This is a genomic window from Streptomyces sp. NPDC058289 (assembly GCF_042880975.1).
Taxonomy (GTDB): domain Bacteria; phylum Actinomycetota; class Actinomycetes; order Streptomycetales; family Streptomycetaceae; genus Streptomyces; species Streptomyces stoeckheimensis.
On the sequence record NZ_JBHVYI010000131.1, the window covers coordinates 1 to 17,747 of the forward strand.

The window sequence follows — 17,747 nt, forward strand, 5'->3', positions numbered from 1 at the left end:
GGTCTCCGACCGGGCGAAGGCCGACGTACGGACGGCCGCCCCGGGCCATCGGCCCGGGGCGCCCCTCTGTGTCGTATACGAAAAGCAGATCAGCGCATCTTTCCGCCGCGCGGCATGCGCATCCCCTTGGGCATCGGGCCCTTCGGGATCGGCATGTTGCTCAGCAAGTCGCCCATGGCCCGCAGCTTGTCGTTGACCTGGGTGATCTGGGGCCCGGAGAGCACACGGGGCAGCTTCATCAGGGTCGTACGGACCTTCTTGAGCGGCACCTCGCCCTCGCCCTTGCCCACGATGAAGTCGTGGACCGGGATGTCGGGCATGATCCGGGCCAGCTTCTTCTTCTCGTTCGCGAGCATCGGCTTCACCCGGTTCGGGTTGCCCTCGGCGATCAGGACCACGCCGGCCTTGCCCACGGCACGGTGGACGATGTCCTGCTGCTTGCTCATCGCGACGGCGGGGGTGGTGGTCCAGCCCCGACCCACGTTGTCCAGTACGGCCGCGGCCGCGCCCGGCTGTCCTTCCATCTGTCCGAAGGCGGCCGTCTCGGCTCGCCGTCCGAAGATGATCGCCATCGCCAGGAACGCCACCAGGAAGCCCAGGATGCCCAGGTAGACCGGGTGGTCGATCAGGAAGCCGATCGCAAGAAAGACACCAAAGGTGACGATTCCCACGCCCGCGACGATCAGACCGACCTTCGGGTCGGCCTTGCGCGTCATCTTGTACGTCAGGGCGATCTGCTTCAGTCGCCCGGGGTTCGCAGCAGTCTCTGCGTTTGACTTCCTCGCCATGCAGGGAAGTTTACGTGGCCTTCTCGGTCCGGGTCGCCGCGGCCTCGAGTACGTGCTCGGTTTCGACCCGGTCCTGGGCCCTGCGTCGGTCTTCGAGGACGGCCGTCCAGGCGTTCCGGCGGGCGCCGCTCATGAGCAGCGACTCCAGGCCGCGGACGGCGTCGGTAAAGGACGGGATGGCGATGGCGCGTACGGGCGCGGCCTGCATGGTGTCGACCCTTTCACGGAGCTCACGTCGGGGGTGGCCAAGCGTGTGTGCGGTGCGTCGAACAATCGTCACTGACTGGTGTTACCAGGGGATGACCGACTGGTCAAACAGTGATGAAACCTTGATGCGGCCCGCCGGACTCTTACTAGAAAGAGCCTAGGGGCCGCATCGGTGCGGTGTTACCCGTAAGTAAGACTTTGTGCGCGAGTTCACATACCTCCCGCACCACGCGTCACGCGTGCCGCGCACGCCTCACGCGCCCGGCACTCAGACGGTCGCGCGCTTCTCGTCCGCAAGGTCGAGCTCCGCGTCGCCACCGCTCCGGCCGCGTGCCCGCCCTCGTTCCTCGGACGGACCCGCGACCTACGCTACGGCTCCGCTGCGCTTCTCCATCGCCTGCTGGTAGAGGCGCCCGGCGCGGTACGAGGACCGGACCAGCGGACCGGACATGACTCCGGAGAAGCCGATCTCCTCGGCCTCCTGCGCCAGCTCCACGAACTCGGCCGGCTTCACCCAGCGCTCGACGGGGTGGTGGCGCGGCGAGGGCCGCAGGTACTGGGTGATGGTGATGAGCTCGCAGCCCGCCTCGTGGAGGTCCTTCAGCGCCTGGCTGACCTCCTCGCGCTCCTCGCCCATGCCCAGGATCAGGTTGGACTTGGTGACGAGGCCGTAGGCCCGCGCCCGGGTGATGACGTCCATCGAGCGCTCGTAGCGGAAACCGGGGCGGATGCGCTTGAAGATGCGCGGCACCGTCTCGATGTTGTGCGCGAAGACCTCGGGGCGGGAGGCGAAGACCTCTTCCAGCAGCTCCGGGACCGCGTTGAAGTCCGGGGCGAGCAGCTCGACCTTGGTGTGGCCGCTCTCGCGGCCCGCCGTCTGCTGGTGGATCTGGCGCACGGTCTCCGCGTAGAGCCAGGCGCCGCCGTCCGCCAGGTCGTCGCGCGCGACGCCCGTGATGGTGGCGTAGTTCAGGTCCATCGTGACGACGGACTCGCCGACGCGGCGGGGCTCGTCGCGGTCCAGCGCCTCGGGCTTGCCCGTGTCGATCTGGCAGAAGTCACAGCGCCGGGTGCACTGGTCGCCACCGATGAGGAAGGTGGCCTCGCGGTCCTCCCAGCATTCGTAGATGTTCGGACAGCCGGCTTCCTGGCACACCGTGTGCAGTCCTTCGCCCTTCACCAGGGCCTGCATCTTGGTGTACTCGGGACCCATCTTCGCCCGGGTCTTGATCCACTCGGGCTTGCGCTCGATGGGGGTCTGGGCATTACGGACCTCGAGGCGCAGCATCTTGCGTCCGTCGGGTGCGACTGCGGACACGACCGGCTCCCTGTGACTTCGATTCTTCGGCGCCCACCAGGGTACGCCCGTAATTTCATACGTTCTTACGTCGGCCAACCTGCGGGCGGCCCGACCCATTCCCCGGCGTCCCCCCGGGATCAGCCCGCGGCGGGCTCTATCTCCCGCGGCCGCAGCTCCGCCTGCTCCAGTACGTCCTTCAGGTGCCGTTCGATGACCGGCAGCACCTCGGCGATGGTGATCTCGCGGCCCAGCTCGTAGGAGAGCGAGGTCACACCGGCGTCGCGGATCCCGCAGGGGACGATCCGGTCGAACCAGGTGTTGTCGGGGTTCACGTTGATCGCGAAGCCGTGCATCGTGACGCCCTTGGCGACCCGGATGCCGATGGCGGCGAGCTTGCGGTCCTCGCGGCGCTGGCCGGCGTTGGACGGGGCGTACTCGGGGCCGTTCAGCCTCGGGTCGAACTCCTCGTCGTGCAGCCTCGGGTCGAAGTCCAGCGAGAGACCCCCGATCTTCGGGCGCTCCTCCACCGGGTCGCCGAGCACCCAGACCCCGCTGCGCCCCTCGACGCGAGTGGTCTCCAGGCCGAATTCGGCGGCCGTGCGGATCAGCGCGTCCTCCAGGCGGCGGACGTGGGCGACCACGTCGACCGGGCGGGGCAGCTTCATGATCGGGTAGCCGACCAGCTGGCCCGGGCCGTGCCAGGTGATCTTGCCGCCGCGGTCCACGTCCACGACGGGCGTGCCGTCGAGCGGGCGCTCGTTCTCGGCGGTGCGCCGGCCGGCCGTGTAGACCGGCAGGTGCTCCAGCAGCAGGCAGGTGTCCTCGATCTCGTCCGCGAAGCGGGCCGCGTGCACCCGGCGCTGCTCTTCCCAGGCGACCGTGTACTCGACGGCCTCCGGGCCGAAGCCCATGCGGACAAACCCAAGCTCAGCCACCGCGGCGCCTCCTCGTTGAACCTGCCGACGAACTTGCTGTGTGCACCTATCGCACCAAGCAAGGGTACGGCGGCCCCCGCGGAGCCCGTCAGCCGCCCGTCCCGGACACGACGCAGGGCCCGGGATCCGGGGGTCCGGGGAGCTGTTTCGGCCGTCGGCGGCCCTTCGGCGGCCGGTCCGGGTCCTCGTCCGCCCGGGGCAGCCGGCGGTGCCCCTCGGTGTGGTCGTTCACCCAGCCGCAGACCCCGCACGCGTAGCGCCCGTCGAGACCCGCGATGTAGGTCCCGCAGCGCCGGCACTCCGCCTCGGTCAGCTCGGGCGCGGTCAGCTCGGGTACGTGCAGCTGGGCCGTGGACTCTGCGTGGCTGCCGTCGCCGTCGGGGCGCTCGCAGCTGCCGGGGCGATGCTCCCCGGTGGGCCGGCGGGTCATGGGGCGCAGCGTACGCGGGTGGAGGGGGTCGGTCCGTAAAGAGACCCACCGGTTCTGCACACGATCGGATGAATGTGGGACAGAGAGGGCGGTAGGGGCGAGGTTCGCCGCTACATTCACGCCGTTCACAGGGCCGGGTCTCCGGTCCGTCACGTCAGGAGACCGTGGAGCCGATGACGGAACGACCTGCCCAGCGTGTCCCCAACCGGCAGCTCTCGGCACTGATCGCCGAGGCCGGGTTCTCCAACGCCGGGCTCGCCCGCCGTGTCGACCAGCTCGGTCTGGAGCACGGTCTCGATCTGCGGTACGACAAGACCTCCGTGACCCGCTGGCTGCGCGGGCAGCAGCCGCGCGGCACCACCCCCGCGCTGATCGCGGAGGTGTTCACCCGGCGCCTGGGACGGCGGCTGTCGGCCCAGGACCTGGGCCTGGACGCGTGCGCCCCGGTGTACGCGGGGCTGGAGTTCGCGGCCACCCCCGAGGAGGCCGTCGACATCGCGAGCGGGCTGTGGCGCAAGGACTCCGGTTCGCACGCCGAGCTGCGCAAGATCGCCTTCACGCCGGCCGGGCTGGTGGTGCCCAGCCGGGACTGGCTGATCGGGCGGGCCGACGAGCGGGTCGGCCGGGGCGCGGAGCAGGCCGCCCTGCGCGTTCCCGAGCAGGGGCGTCCCGAGCAGGGGCGCCTCGATCACGCCCGCCTCGATCAGGGCCGTCCCGTGTCCGGCCGGGCCTCGGTGCCCCGGCAGCGGCAGATCGACCGCGGGCCCGGGCAGCGGGTGACGGGCGGGGACATCGCGGCGCTCAGATCGGTGGGCGAGCTGTTCCGCACCCTGGACCACGCCTACGGGGGCGGCCATGCCCGCCAGGCCCTGGTGCGGTACCTGGAGCACGAGGCCGAGCCGATGCTACGCGGCACCTACGGGGAGACCACCGGGCGCCGGCTGTTCTCCGCCGCCGCCGATCTGACCCGGCTCGCGGGCTGGACCTCGTACGACATCGCCGCGCACGGGCTCGCCCAGCGGTACTTCGTCCAGGCGCTGCGCCTGGCCCAGGCCGCCGGGGACCGGCCGTACGGGGCGTACGTGCTGATCACGATGAGCCGGCAGGCGGTGTACCTCGGCCACGGCCGGGAGGCGGTGCAGCTGGCCCGGGTGGCGCAACAGGGCGTGGGCTCCGGGCCGCCGCCGGTGGTGCAGGCGCTGCTGCACTCGGCGGAGGCGCGCGGGCACGCGGTGCTCGGGGAGGTCAGGGCGTCGACGGCCTCGCTGGTGCGGGCCGAGCGGGCGCTGGGCGCGGCCCGGCCGGGCGACGACGTGCCGCACTGGGCGCGCGACTACGACGAGGCGCAGCTCGCGGACGAGTTCGGGCACTGCCACCGGGACCTGCAGCAGTACCGAGCCTCGGCGCAGCACGCGGAGCGGTCCCTGCAGCTGCGGGCGCCCTCGTACGCGCGGTCACGGCTGTTCTGCCGGGTGGTGCTGGCCACGGCGCGGCTGGGGCTGGGCGAGCTGGACCAGGCGTGCGCGCTGGGCGCGGAGGCGGCGCAGCAGGCGATGGAGATGCGGTCGGTGCGGGCGGTGGAGTACGTACGGGACTTCGAGCGGCGGCTGGAGCCGTACCGGGACGCGTCTGCGGTGCGGGGGTATCGGGACCGGGTGGCCGCCTTGTCGTGACCCTGTGGGTCGGCCGGGGGCTCAGGGGGGCTGCCCCCTTGGCCCGGCGGGGTGGCTGCGCCGTGGTGCCCCCTGCGGGTCTGCTCCCGGGGTTCCGCCCCGGACCCCGCGCCTCAACGCCGGCGGGGCTGATTTTGCCCCGCGGGCACCCACCGCCGAGGTGGTTGCCCGCAGGGCGGCACTGCCCCGCCGGCCCCGTGGGTGGTTGGCTCAGGCCGCCACCGGGAGGGCGGCCTGCGGGGCGGTCGGGACGGGGACGCCGAAGTCGCGCAGGACGGCGGCGGCGGCGCGGCGGGCGGAGCGCAGGGCCCCCTCGACGGTGTTGGTGTCCCGGTGGTCGCCGCAGACGTACAGCCCGGCCAGGACCCGGACGGTGCGCCGGGTGTCCTGCGCCGGCGGCATCGCGGGGACGGCCTCGCGGGTGTGGTGGACGGCGAGCAGCTCCCAGTCCCGGGTCGCGGTCTCGTAGAGCCGGGCCAGCCGCGAGGCGACCGTCCGGGTGGGCGGCGGCGGGCCGAGCACGGTGGTGGTGACCAGGCTGCGGCCGGCGGGGGCGCGCGTCGGGTCGACCGCGCTCATCACCGCGGTGTGGGCGACGGGCCAGTCCGGGTCCCCGTCCAGGAGCAGCGAGCCGTCCCAGGGCAGCGGGGTGGTGGTGGCGTGGTGCACCACGGTCACCTGGTGGAAGGCGGGCACGCGCAGGCCCGGGAGCAGTTCGGCGGCGGCCCGGGCGCCGGTGGCCAGGACCGCGGAGCGGCAGCTGAAGTCGCCGTGTTCCTCGGTGGTGACCAGGTTGGTGGCGACGGAGCGGACCCGGACCCCGGTGCGTACGGTGCCGGGCGGCAGCGCGGCGGCGAGCAGTCCGGGCAGGGTGGCGGCGCCGCCCTCGGGTACGGCGAGGCGGCCGCGCGCGAAGGTGCGCAGGGCCAGGTCGGCGACGCGGCTGGAGGTGGTGAGTGCGGGGTCGCGCAGCAGCGCGGCGAGGAGCGGGCGCAGCGTCGTACCGAGGCGACTGGAGCTCAGGGCGGCGTGCGCGGTGCGCTCGGGGCGGGCCAGGAGGCGTTCCTCGGGCAGGGCGGCGAGGCGGGCGAGCGCCGCGCCGATCCGGGCCTGGTCGAGGGAGCCGCTGGTCAGGGCGCGGGCTGGGGTGAGGGCGCCGGCGCGCAGCGTCTTGCCGTCGCTGTGGACGAGGGCGCCGGGCGCGAAGGGCTTGAGGACCAGGCCTTCCAGGCCCGGGGTGCGGGCCGGTTCGGTGTAGGCGGTGTTCAGGAGCTGGCCGATCCGGTCGAGCCGGAAGCCGTCCACGGTCTCGGTGGCCATCCGGCCGCCGGCGTCGTCCGCGCCCTCCAGGACGATGACCGTTACCCCGGCCGCGATCAGGTGGTGCGCTGCCGCGAGTCCGGAGACTCCGGCTCCTACGATGACCACGTCCGCATGGTGTGCGTGTGCGCTGTTGAGCACGTGCCCCTCCCCGAGGTCGGCCCGGCTGTGTGGGGAACCTCCTTCCCCCAACGGGGTCCAGCGGAACCCGAGTTGGGCGGACCATTACGGGTGATGCGGTCAACTCCGGTCGCACGACGGTCGCATTCGGCTCACATGCGCCTCGATGTGTGCGCCGGGGCGCTCCCCCTGGAGCTCCGGGGCGTTTCAAGCCTCCAGCGCGGCCCTGATCGACTCCTCGATCCCCGGGTACCGGAAGACGAACCCGGACTCCAGCAGCCGGGCGGGACGCACCCGCTGACTGCCCAGCACGTCCTGCGAGAACTCCCCGAGCACCACGCGCATGACCGGCGCGGGCACGGCGAACACCGCCGGGCGGTGCAGGACCCGGCCCATCGCGGCGGTGACCTCGCGGTTGGTCAGGGGCTCGGGGGCGGTGAGGTTCACCGGCCCCGTCAGGGCGGGCGTGTCGAGGATGTGGCGCAGGGCGGCGATCTCGTCGTGCATCGAGATGTGCGACCAGTACTGGCGGCCGTTGCCGAGGCGGCCGCCGATCCCGGCCTTGAAGATCGGGAACAGCTTCCCCCAGGCCCCGCCCTCGGCGGCGACGACCAGTCCGGTACGGGCGTACACGGTCCGGACCCCGGCCTCCCGGGCGGGCGCGGCGGCGGCCTCCCACGCGATGCAGACCTCGGGGAGGAACCCCTCCCCCGCCGGGGCGTCCTCGTCGACCGCCCGGTCGCCGGTGTCGCCGTAGTACCCGATGGCGCTGCCGCAGACGAAGGTCGCGGGCGGCTCGTCCATGGCGGCGATGGCCGAGGCCATGGCCGCCGTGGCCTTGACCCTGCTGTCGCGGATCTCCCGCTTGTAGGCGGCCGTCCAGCGGTGGTCTCCGACCCCGGCGCCGGCGAGGTGCACGACGGCTTCGCAGCCGGCGAGTCCGGCCGGGTCCACGTACCCGCGCGCGGGGTCCCACCGCGCCTCGCCGGGCCCGGCGGGCTCGCGCCGCACGAAGCGGACGACCTCGTGTCCGTCGGCCTTCAGTGACCGCCCGAGGGCGCTGCCGATGAGCCCGGTGGCACCGGTGACTGCGATACGCATGGCCCCATCTTGACAGCGCCCCCGCCCCCACGGGTCAGTCCGCCCCGGGGGGCGGCCCGAGGGGCGGGTCCGGGGCAGGGGCCGGGTTGGGGTGCGGGGGTGGGGCCGTTAGGTGGTCGTGCCCAGCCAGGTGCCGACTGCGTAGGTCACCGCCATGGCCAGGGCGCCGCCCGCTACGTTGCGCAGGATCGCCCGGGCCGCGGGCGCGCCGCCCAGTCGTGCGCTGATCACCCCGCACAGGGTCAGGGAGAGCAGGACCGCGACCACGGTCACCGGGACCCGCTGCGACGCCCCCGGCAGGACGATCGCCAGCAGTGGCAGCAGCGCCCCGACCGTGAACGCCACCAGGCTCGCCGCCGCCGCGTGCCAGGGGTTGGCCAGCTCGTCGGGGTTGATCCCCAGCTCCACCCGGGCGTGCGCCCGCAGCGCGTCCCGCTCCGTCAGCTGCTCCGCGGCCTCCCGCGCCACCGGCTCGCTCAGTCCCCTGCCCACCAGCAGCCCCGTCAGTTCCTCCAGCTCCTCCTCCGGCGACTCCTCCAGCTCCCGCCGCTCCAGGTCCAGCGCCGCCTTCTCCGAGTCCCGCTGGGAGCTGACCGACACGTACTCCCCCGCCGCCATCGACAGCGCGCCCGCCAGCAGCCCGGCGACGCCCGCCGCCAGGATCGCCGTCCGCGAGGTCGTGGCCCCGGCGACGCCGACGACCAGGCCCGCCGTGGAGATGATCCCGTCGTTCGCGCCGAGCACCCCCGCGCGCAGCCAGTTCAGCCGGGTACTGATCGCCGCGCTCTGCGCCACCGCACCATCCGCTTCCGTCACGCCACCACTGTCGCGGGCGCCGCCGGAAGGAGCCACCCGGCGTGCGCGCCTCCGGCGGCGGGATCAGGGTGGAGGGGTGAGACGCCGACGCGAGGAGCCGGGCTGGCTGCGCGGGGCGCCGCCGCCGCGCTGGGCCCGCCTCGCGCCCGCGGTGGCCCTTGTGGTGCTGGTGTTCGTGCAGCGGATCACCCCGGGCGACGTCGAGCTGGGCTACTTCCTGGCCGGGCTCCCCCCGGTGGCGGCCTTCGCCTACGGAGCCGCCGGCACGGCCGTCTTCGCCGGAGTGGTGCTGATCCTCGTCGGCCTGCCCTCGCTCGGGATCGCCCACGCCCGGGGCTCCGACCTGGCCACCGTCGCGGTGATCGGCCTGCTCAGCGTGGTGGTCGCCTGGGTCCGAAAACGCCGCGACGCCCAGCTGGTGAGCGTGCGCACCGTCGCGGAGGCGGCGCAGCTCGCGGTCCTGCCGCCCGTCCCCGAACGGGTCGGCGCGGTCGGCTGCGCGGGCCTCTACCGGGCCGCCCAGCACGGCACCCTGGTCGGCGGCGACCTGTACGACGTACGAGTCGGCCCCTACGGCGTGCGCGCGCTGATCGGCGACGTCCAGGGCCACGGCCTGGCCGCCGTCGGCACCGTGGCCTCGCTGCTCGGCGCCTTCCGGGAGGGGGTCCTGGACGACGCGGAGCTCACGACGGTGGCGGCCCGGCTGGACCGGCGGCTGCTGGCGGACTCGGCGGCCGAGTCGGTGGCGCACGCGGAGCTCTTCGCGACGGCGGTACTGGTGGAGTTCCCGCCCGGGCTGGACCTCGTACGGATCGTGTCGTGCGGGCATCCCCCGCCCCTGCTGCTACGGGGTTTCACGGTCTCGGAAGTCGACGTGGACCCGGGGCCTCCGCTGGGCCTGGGCCTGGCCGGTCCCACCCCGGCGCAACCGGCCGAGTTCAGGGTCGCCCCCGGGGACCGGCTGGTGATGTACACGGACGGGGTGACCGAGGCCCGGGACGCGGCGGGGAACTTCTATCCGCTGGCCGCGCGCGTGCCCGTCCTGGCGACGGATGCCGCCGGGCTGGCCCCGGCGGTGTGGCGGGACTTGCGGTCCTTCACCGGGGGCGGGCCGCGCGATGACGTGGCCCTGCTGGTGCTGTCCCTGGACGCGCAGCGGGACGGGGCACCGGGCGGGGCGCGGGACGGGGAGCAGGGCGCGGGCCAGGGCGGGAAGTAGCCCGCCCCCGGCGTGGGGTGACCACTACGTCCTGATCACATGACCAAACGATGACAATCGCCCATTTGGGTCATTTTCCATGTTTCGCTCGGGTTTTCCAGCCCTTCGAGCACGGAATCCGAGGCCCATTCGATGCGCGCACCGTACAAGCACAACCAGCGGATCACGGCGGTCATCGCGGCGGCCGGAGCCGTCGCCCTGATCACCGGCTCGATCGTGTTCGGCCTTGCCGAGGTAGACGCGGCGGCGGAACCGGATTCGGCGCAGAACCAGCAGATCGAGGCCCCGGCCCCGCTCATGGTGGGCTCGGCCCTGACGCGCGCGGCCGAGGACGGGGGCAAGGTCGTCAACCTCACCCTCGACGACGGCCCGGACCCGAAGTGGACCCCGAAGGCGCTCGAACTCCTCGAGGCCCACGGGGCGAAGGCCACCTTCTGCCTGACCGGGCCGAACGCACAGAGGCACCCGGACCTGGTGAAGGAGATCGTGTCGGCCGGCCACCGCCTGTGCAACCACGCGGTCAGCCACGACACGGCCATGAACAAGAAGGACGTGGCGTACCAGGAGAAGGAGGTCCTGGACGCGCAGCGGATGATCGACGAGGCGAGCGGCTCCGCCCGCATCTGGTACTACCGCGCCCCCGGCGGCGCCTTCACCTCCGGGAGTCGCGAGATCGCCGCCCGCGGCGGCATGGCCAACCTCGGCTGGAACGTCGACCCCGGCGACTTCAACCGACCCGGCGCCGACAAGATCGTCAGCGCCGTGCAGGACCAGCTGAAGCCCAAGGGGCCGACGATCCTCATGCACGACGGAGGCGGCGACCGCTCCCAGTCGGTCGAGGCCCTCGAAAAGCTGCTGCCGTGGCTCAAGGAGCAGGGCTACGGCTTCAACTTCCCGAAGGTCCCCGAGGCGGGCTGAGGCCCACCGGCCCGGCCGGCCTACCCGGCGTCGCGGATGAAGGAGCGGACCATCTTGCAGGTGACGTTCGACGGCCGGCGGATGCCCGTCCGGACGGCCATCGTGCGGATCTTGCGGTTGGTGGCGCGCTGAGCGTCATACGTGCCCGAGTCGAGCAGCGATATCGCCAGCCGCATCGCCTTCAGCCGCCGGTTGTGACTCTCGTACCACTCCCGGGGCAGCCCCGCCGGCAGCGGCTTCTTCTTGACGGGCTCGATGGTGTGCAGGGTCATGGCAGTGGCCATCTACAGCCTCCCAAAGGCAAGTTGGCGTCCTGTCCTTCTCCTTGAATTTTACCGGCGACCACTGACAAAGGACCTGGCCAGGCGGCGCCTCGCTAAGCTTTCGGGCATGGAGATCTGGATCAACCCCGCCTGCTCGAAGTGCCGTAGCGCGCTGACCCTGCTGGACGCGGAGGGCGCCGAGTACACCGTCCGCCGCTACCTGGAGGACGTGCCCTCCGAGGCCGAGATCCGCGAGGTCCTGGGCCGACTGGGCCTGGAGCCCTGGGACATCACCCGCACGTCGGACCCGCTGGCCAAGGAGACGGGCGTACGGGACCTGCCGCGCGAGGAGACCGAGGAGGCCCGCGGGGCCTGGATCAGCCACCTGGCGGCCCACCCGAAGCTGATCCAGCGCCCGATCATCACGGCCGAGGACGGCACGGCGGTGGTGGCCCGCTCGGAGGAGGCCGTCCGCGAAGCCCTCTCCCGCACGTCCGGCCCGACGGCCTAGCCTGCGAAGCCCGCGTTCACGAACTCCACGACGCGCCCGATCTGCTGGTCCTTGGACGTGCCGGGCGTCGGGTTGTGGGCGTAGACGAGCCGGCGGCCGGCCTGCTCGGTGGCGAACACCCCGGTCGACCAGCCGGGGCCGGAGCCCGTCTTGCCCCAGACCACGGTGCCGGCCGTCTCGTGGCGCATCAGACCGGCCGCGCTGAAGCAGGCCTTCGGCGACAGGCAGGTGTTCCCCGGGGCGTTGGGCACGTCCGGAACCTCGTAGAGGTGCCGCTGCTGAGCGGGCGGCAGCAGCAGGCCGCCCAGCAGCGCCGCCATGAAGCGGTCCAGGTCGGCCGCGGTGGAGACCAGGCCGCCCTCCGCCCAGAACCTGGCCATCCGCGGGTCCGTCGACAGCCGGGTCTGACGCAGCCCCAGGGGGTGCACGATGCGGCGCTGCAGCTCCTCCACATAGGTCCGGCCGGATATCCGCTCCACGAGCAGGCCGGCGACGAGGCTGTTCGTCCCGTTGTACTGCTGGACCGTGCCCGGCGCGGGTATGCGGCCCGGGCGGGCGGCCGCGTCCGCCGCGAACGTGTCGAGCACCATGCTGCGCGGATCCGCGGACTCGGTGGTGACCATCGGCAGGTCGGCGGTGTGGTCCATGAGCTGCCGTACGGTCGCTCCGGCGTAGGCATCGGGTATCAGGTCGGGCAGGTAGCGGCGCACCGGCGCGTCGAACTCGATCCGGCGCTCCGCGACGAGCCGCAGCACCAGGGCGTTCGTGAACAGCTTGGTGACACTGCCGATCGGGACTTCCGCGTCCGCGGCGACCGGCCCGCCGGTCCCGGTCCACGGCGTGCGCAGCCCCGCGCCGGACAGTCGCACCAGGGCCCCCGTCGAGACGTCGTCGGGCAGGGAGGCCAGCAGGGCCCGCAGCGCGGCGGGGTCGTGGGTGGCCGCCCGCCGGGCATGGGTCGCGGTCGCGGCGGAGCCCGCGGGCCCTCCGGGCGCGGCCAGTGCGGCCGGCGCGCCCACACCCACCGTGAGGGCCGCCAGGGCGATGCCGGTGACGGCGATCCGGCGGAGGGTGCGGGGGCGTGCGGTCATCGGTGGCTCCTGGAGAGGGCGATTCGGTGGGCTCTGACACCAACACTGCGCCGCTCAACGCGTGTTGCCCATCGGTGATCACCCCGACCAGACCCCCAGGTCACCCTGAAGGGGCCTGCACGATCGACCCTGAGGTCGGTCGCACGGGCCCCCGGCCGCTCTACCCGACCGCCGCCACCCGCCGCTCGTGGACCCGCAGCTGGACGGCGGCGAGGTCGAGGAGCGGGGTGGGGACGGCGAGAGCGCGGGCCCGGGCGGACAGGTCGCCGAGCACGTGCTCGACCTCGGTCGGATGACCGGCGAGCAGGTCCCGGTACAACGACGGGGTCAGCGGCGAGTCCGGGGTGGCCAGCGTCCCGGCGGTGAAGCGGAGTTCGGACTCCGGCACCGGGTACCCGGCGGCGGCCGACACGGCGGCCGCCTCCGCGAGGACCGCGAGGCCGAACTCGGTCCCGCCGGGCACGGCGTTGACCTCGCCGACGGCTCCGCGGGCCAGGGAGGTCACCGCCGCCAGAGTGGTGATGAAGACCCACTTGTGCCACATGGCGCCGATGATGTCGGGCACTTCGGGGGTGTCGATCCCCGCCCCGGCCAGCACCTCGCGCACGGCATCCACCCGCGCCGAGGGACGGCCGTCGCGTTCGCCGGTGAGCACCACGGTGGGCGGAGCCATGCGGAGGATGTCGCCGTGCTCGTTCAGGGTGGTGACCACCTTGGCCACGCCGCCGAGCACCGCCTCGTCCCCGAACCGGTCCGCGAGGTGGTCGAGGTGGGCCATTCCGTTGAGCAGGGGCAGGATCGCCGTCCCGGGACCGACCGCCGGTGCGAGGTCCCGGACCGCCGCTTCGAGGGAGGTGGACTTCACGGACAGCAGGACGAGGTCGTACGTCCCCTCCAGCGAATCGGCGGTGACGAGTCTCGGGTCGAGCGCGATCTCCTCCCCCGGCCCGCTCACCCGCAGCCCGCGCGCCCGCAGGACCTCGGCCCGCCGAGGGCGCACCAGGAAGGTGAGGTCCCGGCCGGCCTGGGCGAGGCGCGCGCCGAAGTAGCCGCCCGCGGCGCCGGCTCCGACCGTCAGGATCCTCATCCGGCGGAGCCCGCGGGCCGGACGGCCTTGGCCAGGGCGGTACGGACGGCCGCGGCGTCGGCGACGGTCCCCGGGTCCTCGGCGAGGCCCCCCGGACGGCCCGGGTCCTCGGCGTACGGGAGGACGTACACGGGCGTGTCGCGCTGGAAGCGCCAGCTCTCGGCGAGCTCCCCCGCGTCGACCGCGTCGTAGCCGAGCAGGTCGAGCAGGCGGGTGGCGGATGCGCGGGCGGCCGGATCCTCGCCGGCGATCGGCAGGGCCGAGCGGTCCGGGGAGCCGGCCGGGCGGGCGAGGGCGAGCAGGTGCTTGAAGTAGATGTTGTTGAACGCCTTGACGACCTGCGCCCCGGACAGGTGTTCCTGGACGAGCCCGCTGGTGGTGGTCTCCTCCGCCTCCAGGGCGGGAAAGACCCCGTCCCGCTGGGGGTAGTAATTGAGCGTGTCGAGCACGACCTTGCCCGCCAGTACCTCGGCGGGCAGCTCGCGGTAGTTCCCGAGCGGGATGGTGGCCACGACCCAGTCGCCGGCGGCCGCCGCCTCGGCCGCAGTCGCGGCCCGGGCCCGCGGGCCGAGCTCGGCGACCAGAGCGTCCAATGTCTCCGGTCCCCTGGAATTACTGAGGACCACGTCCAGCCCCGCGTCCACGGCGAGCCGCGCGAGGGTGCTTCCGATGTTGCCGCTTCCGATGAGTCCGAGAGTTGCCATGCGGGGTTCAAGTCGCCCGCGATCCACGGTATTCCGCCGCTGCGGCACCGGGGTGGGACCTCGCCGCCCCGGCCGCCACCCGGTCGCCCTCCCCGCCCCCGTCACGACCCTTCACCTCGGCCCCATCCCGCGCCTCGTAGGGTGGGACCAGCACAAAGGGGACGTACCGCACCAAAGGATCCATCGTGAACGAGCAGCAGCACCCGAGGCCCACCACGCCCGGCGAGCCTCCGGTGCCGCCGGGCCTCCCCGCGTCCCAGCTCCCCCCGCTCCCGCCGCCCCGGCGCGGCGCCGACTGGATGTTCGGCGGGGTGTACGGGACCGTCCTCGCGTCCGGGCTGCTGGCCGCGCTCGACCAGAAGGGCGGGGAGTACACCCCGTTCTACGACGCCAGCTGGGTGCTCGTCACCGGGGCCACCGCCGGGCTCGCGCACGGGTACTCGCACCACATGAGCACCCATCAGGCCGGCTCCGCCGGACACCGGTGGCGGATCCTCGGGCGGGCGCTGTGGAACGAGTGGCCCATGATCGCGGCCACCCTGCCCACGGTCCTGCTCCTGCTCGTCGCCGGACTCGCCGACTGGGACTCGCACGGGGTCACGGCCATCGGGCTCGGCGTGAACACCGCAATGCTGTTCGCCTGGGGCGCCTTCGTGGCCCTCCGGGTCGGCTACAAACTCGGCTCGGCGCTGCTCATCGGGGTCGCCGACGCCACGATCGGGCTGGCCATCATCGCGGCCAACGCGGTGATCAAGTAGCGGCGGGCGACAACGGGGGCACGCCGGACGGGCCGGGCACACGATCCGGGCAGGACGCGCCGGACAGCCGAACGGGCCGGACGGAGACCCCGTCCGGCCCGAGCAGCGGGCCCCCGAGGGGGGCTCAGTCAGGCAGCTGCCCCTCCGCCTCCGCCAGGATCTCCGTCAGCCGGGCTCCGAACTCCGCCCCCCGTACGTCCGGCACCCCGGTGCGGGCCGAGGTGAGGAGCGCGTCCAGGGCGCGGCCGTAGGCCCCCGGGACGTTGCTCCACTCCGGCAGGCCGAAGACGCCGGCGGTCCCGCGCAGCTCCAGTCCCACCCCGGCGGCCGCGCGCGGGGAGCTGAGGCTGAGCACGGCGGTGCTGGCCGCGCCGGTCGTGTGCCGCAGGGCCAGCTGGACCACGTCGGCGGGGCCGCGGGTGGCGCTGACCTCGGTGACGTCGCCGAGGACCGGGATGAGTACGGACAGGGCGTGCGGGCCCACGTCCCACAGCCCGCCCTTGGCCTTGCGCCAGGGCGAGTCCGCGTAGGCGCTGGGCTCGCCGTCGGGCGGGAAGACCGCGCCGAGCCAGTGCGCGGCGGCGGTGAACCAGCCCGTGCGCTCCGCCTGCTCCTCGACCCAGCCTGCGGTCGGCTCGGCGAAGCGCAGGGTCAGGAAGACCACGGAGGCGACCCGGTGCTCGGCCACGGCCGCGGCGACCGCGCGGGCGTCGGCCGGGTCGGTGGCGACGGGCTTGTCGAGGAGGAGGTGGCAGCCGGCGGCGGCCGCGCGCACGGCGAGCGGGGCCTGTACGTCGGGCGGGAGCGCGAAGGCCACGGCGTCACAGTCGGCGAACAGCGCGTCGGGGTCTTCGTACACCTTCACCCCGTACTCGCGCGCCAGTTCGGCCGCGGCTTCGGGGCGCCGGCCCCAGACTCCGGCGAACTCGGAGCCGGGGTGCGCGGCGAGGGCGGGGGCGTGCGTGCGGCGGGCCCATGGGCCGGTGCCCAGCAGGCCGATCCGGGGGCGGGGCCCGGGAGCGGCCTCTGCGGCGGCATCTCCGGCGGACGTCAAATCGTACGAAATGCTCACCCGCCCAGTCTGCCCCACCCGGACGGGTGTTCCGACGCCAACCCTCTCGACCACGCCCACCTGCGGCGCAAACCTCGGTAACACGGGGTTCACACACGGGCAACGGAAGAGAAATCGCGAGGGGGCACGCTGCGGTCTACACCGCAGAACGAATGTCGCAGTACGCGAGCCACAGGGACGTGAACCGCCGTACGCGATCCGCAGGACGCAGCGCAGCACCCGCAGAGTCTGCGCCGGAGCGACGCACCGAAGGATGGGGCCCGTGAGCTACAAGGCTGAGTACATCTGGATCGACGGAACCGAGCCGACGGCGAAGCTGCGCTCCAAGACCAAGATCATGGCGGACGGCGACGCGCTGCCGATCTGGGGCTTCGACGGTTCGAGCACCAACCAGGCCGAGGGCCACGCCTCCGACCGCGTACTTCAGCCGGTGTTCACCTGCCCGGACCCGATCCGCGGCGGCGACAACGTCCTCGTCCTGTGCGAGGTCCTGAACATCGACATGACCCCGCACGCGTCGAACACCCGCGCGCTGCTGCGTCCGATCGCCGAGAAGTTCGCCGCTCAGGAGCCGATCTACGGCATCGAGCAGGAGTACACCTTCTTCGACGGCACCCGCCCGCTCGGCTTCCCGGTCAACGGCTTCCCGGCCGCGCAGGGCGGCTACTACTGCGGCGTCGGCTCGGACGAGATCTTCGGCCGCGACATCGTCGAGAAGCACCTGGACCACTGCCTCGCGGCGGGCCTGGCGATCTCCGGCATCAACGCCGAGGTCATGCCCGGCCAGTGGGAGTTCCAGGTCGGCCCGGTCGGCCCGCTGGAGGTCTCCGACCAGCTGTGGATCGCGCGCTGGCTGCTCTACCGCACCGCCGAGGACTTCAACGTCTCCGCGACGCTGAACCCGAAGCCGGTCAAGGGCGACTGGAACGGCGCGGGTGCGCACACCAACTTCTCCACGAAGGCGATGCGCGAGGACTACCGCGCGATCATCTCCGCGGCCGAGTCGCTGGGCGAGGGCAGCAAGCCGCTGGACCACGTCAAGAACTACGGCGCCGGCATCGACGAGCGCCTGACGGGCCTGCACGAGACCGCCCCGTGGAACGAGTACAGCTACGGCGTCTCGGACCGCGGCGCCTCCGTCCGCATCCCGTGGCAGGTCGAGAAGGACGGCAAGGGCTACATCGAGGACCGCCGCCCGAACGCGAACGTCGACCCGTACGTGGTGACCCGCCTCATCACGGACACCTGCTGCACCGCCCTGGAGAAGGACGGCCTGGTCTGACCCCGGCCGGCCACCCCTGACACCACCCCGGCGCCCGCCCTCCCCCCCACCCGGCAGCGGGGGGCCCCCCCGGGGGGGGCCCCCCCCCACGGGGCGCCCGCCCCCGGGGCGTTCCGCGTAGGGTCGGCCGCATGGCGATCCGTGCGGTGCTC

19 protein-coding genes are annotated in these 17,747 nt (G+C 73.2%); 6 read left to right on the forward strand and 13 right to left on the reverse strand.

Annotated features, from left to right (window positions below):
* Positions 1 to 89: 89 nt before the first annotated feature.
* The 5 genes from ACFVX6_RS37790 to ACFVX6_RS37810 all read right to left on the reverse strand — a co-directional run bounded on the left by ACFVX6_RS37790 (position 90) and on the right by ACFVX6_RS37810 (position 3,660).
* Entirely contained in the window at positions 90 to 788 is a 699-nt protein-coding gene (locus tag ACFVX6_RS37790) for a DUF4191 domain-containing protein (RefSeq protein WP_250743562.1), read from the reverse strand.
* Between the two features lie 10 nt (positions 789 to 798).
* Positions 799 to 996 carry a hypothetical protein gene (locus tag ACFVX6_RS37795; RefSeq protein ID WP_266909348.1) on the reverse strand — a complete coding sequence of 66 codons (198 nt, stop codon included), beginning with the start codon at positions 994 to 996 and terminating at the stop codon, positions 799 to 801.
* 363 nt (positions 997 to 1,359) lie between these two features.
* Positions 1,360 to 2,313, reverse strand: a complete 954-nt coding sequence (gene lipA / locus ACFVX6_RS37800; protein WP_389699124.1) for a lipoyl synthase — start codon at positions 2,311 to 2,313, stop codon at positions 1,360 to 1,362.
* A gap of 119 nt (positions 2,314 to 2,432) precedes the next feature.
* Entirely contained in the window at positions 2,433 to 3,230 is a 798-nt protein-coding gene (gene lipB / locus ACFVX6_RS37805) for a lipoyl(octanoyl) transferase LipB (protein WP_351440767.1), read from the reverse strand.
* Between the two features lie 88 nt (positions 3,231 to 3,318).
* Positions 3,319 to 3,660: a hypothetical protein gene (locus tag ACFVX6_RS37810; protein WP_389699125.1), complete on the reverse strand. Its 342-nt coding sequence runs from the start codon at positions 3,658 to 3,660 to the stop codon at positions 3,319 to 3,321.
* Between the two features lie 173 nt (positions 3,661 to 3,833).
* On the opposite strand from ACFVX6_RS37810, the gene ACFVX6_RS37815 reads away from it, so the two are divergent.
* The gene (locus ACFVX6_RS37815) at positions 3,834 to 5,333 is read left to right on the forward strand and encodes a regulator (RefSeq protein WP_389699126.1); all 1,500 of its coding nucleotides are present in this window, start codon (positions 3,834 to 3,836) and stop codon (positions 5,331 to 5,333) included.
* A gap of 210 nt (positions 5,334 to 5,543) precedes the next feature.
* On the opposite strand, the gene ACFVX6_RS37820 is transcribed toward ACFVX6_RS37815, so the two are convergent.
* The 3 genes from ACFVX6_RS37820 to ACFVX6_RS37830 all read right to left on the reverse strand — a co-directional run bounded on the left by ACFVX6_RS37820 (position 5,544) and on the right by ACFVX6_RS37830 (position 8,690).
* On the reverse strand, positions 5,544 to 6,794 hold the full coding sequence (locus ACFVX6_RS37820) for an FAD-dependent oxidoreductase (RefSeq protein ID WP_389699127.1): 1,251 nt from the start codon (positions 6,792 to 6,794) through the stop codon (positions 5,544 to 5,546).
* Positions 6,795 to 6,980: 186 nt separating this feature from the next.
* Positions 6,981 to 7,874 (reverse strand): TIGR01777 family oxidoreductase, encoded by an 894-nt coding sequence (locus tag ACFVX6_RS37825; RefSeq protein WP_389699128.1) that lies wholly within the window; start codon positions 7,872 to 7,874, stop codon positions 6,981 to 6,983.
* Positions 7,875 to 7,982: 108 nt separating this feature from the next.
* Positions 7,983 to 8,690 (reverse strand): VIT family protein, encoded by a 708-nt coding sequence (locus tag ACFVX6_RS37830; RefSeq protein ID WP_389699129.1) that lies wholly within the window; start codon positions 8,688 to 8,690, stop codon positions 7,983 to 7,985.
* Between the two features lie 76 nt (positions 8,691 to 8,766).
* Here ACFVX6_RS37830 and ACFVX6_RS37835 point away from each other — a divergent pair, with 76 nt between their 5' ends.
* Both ACFVX6_RS37835 and ACFVX6_RS37840 read left to right on the forward strand, forming a co-directional pair.
* A complete protein-coding gene (locus tag ACFVX6_RS37835; RefSeq protein ID WP_389699130.1) occupies positions 8,767 to 9,909 on the forward strand; it encodes a PP2C family protein-serine/threonine phosphatase in 1,143 nt (380 codons plus the stop codon).
* Positions 9,910 to 10,041: 132 nt separating this feature from the next.
* Positions 10,042 to 10,827: a polysaccharide deacetylase family protein gene (locus ACFVX6_RS37840; RefSeq protein WP_389699131.1), complete on the forward strand. Its 786-nt coding sequence runs from the start codon at positions 10,042 to 10,044 to the stop codon at positions 10,825 to 10,827.
* Positions 10,828 to 10,847: 20 nt separating this feature from the next.
* On the opposite strand, the gene ACFVX6_RS37845 is transcribed toward ACFVX6_RS37840, so the two are convergent.
* Positions 10,848 to 11,111 (reverse strand): hypothetical protein, encoded by a 264-nt coding sequence (locus tag ACFVX6_RS37845; protein ID WP_250743574.1) that lies wholly within the window; start codon positions 11,109 to 11,111, stop codon positions 10,848 to 10,850.
* A 106-nt stretch (positions 11,112 to 11,217) separates the two neighbouring features.
* On the opposite strand from ACFVX6_RS37845, the gene ACFVX6_RS37850 reads away from it, so the two are divergent.
* Positions 11,218 to 11,601 carry an ArsC/Spx/MgsR family protein gene (locus ACFVX6_RS37850; RefSeq protein ID WP_382754072.1) on the forward strand — a complete coding sequence of 128 codons (384 nt, stop codon included), beginning with the start codon at positions 11,218 to 11,220 and terminating at the stop codon, positions 11,599 to 11,601.
* Here ACFVX6_RS37850 and ACFVX6_RS37855 read toward each other — a convergent pair.
* The 3 genes from ACFVX6_RS37855 to ACFVX6_RS37865 form a co-directional block, all read right to left on the reverse strand.
* Positions 11,598 to 12,692: a serine hydrolase domain-containing protein gene (locus ACFVX6_RS37855; protein ID WP_389699132.1), complete on the reverse strand. Its 1,095-nt coding sequence runs from the start codon at positions 12,690 to 12,692 to the stop codon at positions 11,598 to 11,600. The two genes, ACFVX6_RS37850 and ACFVX6_RS37855, sit on opposite strands and share 4 nt — an antisense overlap.
* A 160-nt stretch (positions 12,693 to 12,852) precedes the next feature.
* Entirely contained in the window at positions 12,853 to 13,779 is a 927-nt protein-coding gene (locus ACFVX6_RS37860) for a 2-dehydropantoate 2-reductase (RefSeq protein WP_389699133.1), read from the reverse strand.
* A complete protein-coding gene (locus ACFVX6_RS37865; RefSeq protein ID WP_389699134.1) occupies positions 13,776 to 14,483 on the reverse strand; it encodes an NADPH-dependent F420 reductase in 708 nt (235 codons plus the stop codon). The genes ACFVX6_RS37860 and ACFVX6_RS37865 overlap by 4 nt, the downstream gene beginning before the upstream one ends.
* A 185-nt stretch (positions 14,484 to 14,668) precedes the next feature.
* Between ACFVX6_RS37865 and ACFVX6_RS37870 the strand changes: the two genes are divergently transcribed.
* A complete protein-coding gene (locus ACFVX6_RS37870; RefSeq protein ID WP_389699135.1) occupies positions 14,669 to 15,241 on the forward strand; it encodes a hypothetical protein in 573 nt (190 codons plus the stop codon).
* A 124-nt stretch (positions 15,242 to 15,365) separates the two neighbouring features.
* Here the strand turns inward: ACFVX6_RS37870 and ACFVX6_RS37875 are convergent, their stop codons facing one another.
* A complete protein-coding gene (locus tag ACFVX6_RS37875) occupies positions 15,366 to 16,295 on the reverse strand; it encodes a Gfo/Idh/MocA family protein (RefSeq protein ID WP_389699136.1) in 930 nt (309 codons plus the stop codon).
* A 280-nt stretch (positions 16,296 to 16,575) separates the two neighbouring features.
* On the opposite strand from ACFVX6_RS37875, the gene glnII reads away from it, so the two are divergent.
* Positions 16,576 to 17,595 carry a glutamine synthetase gene (gene glnII / locus ACFVX6_RS37880; RefSeq protein ID WP_112451709.1) on the forward strand — a complete coding sequence of 340 codons (1,020 nt, stop codon included), beginning with the start codon at positions 16,576 to 16,578 and terminating at the stop codon, positions 17,593 to 17,595.
* Positions 17,596 to 17,747: the final 152 nt, after the last annotated feature.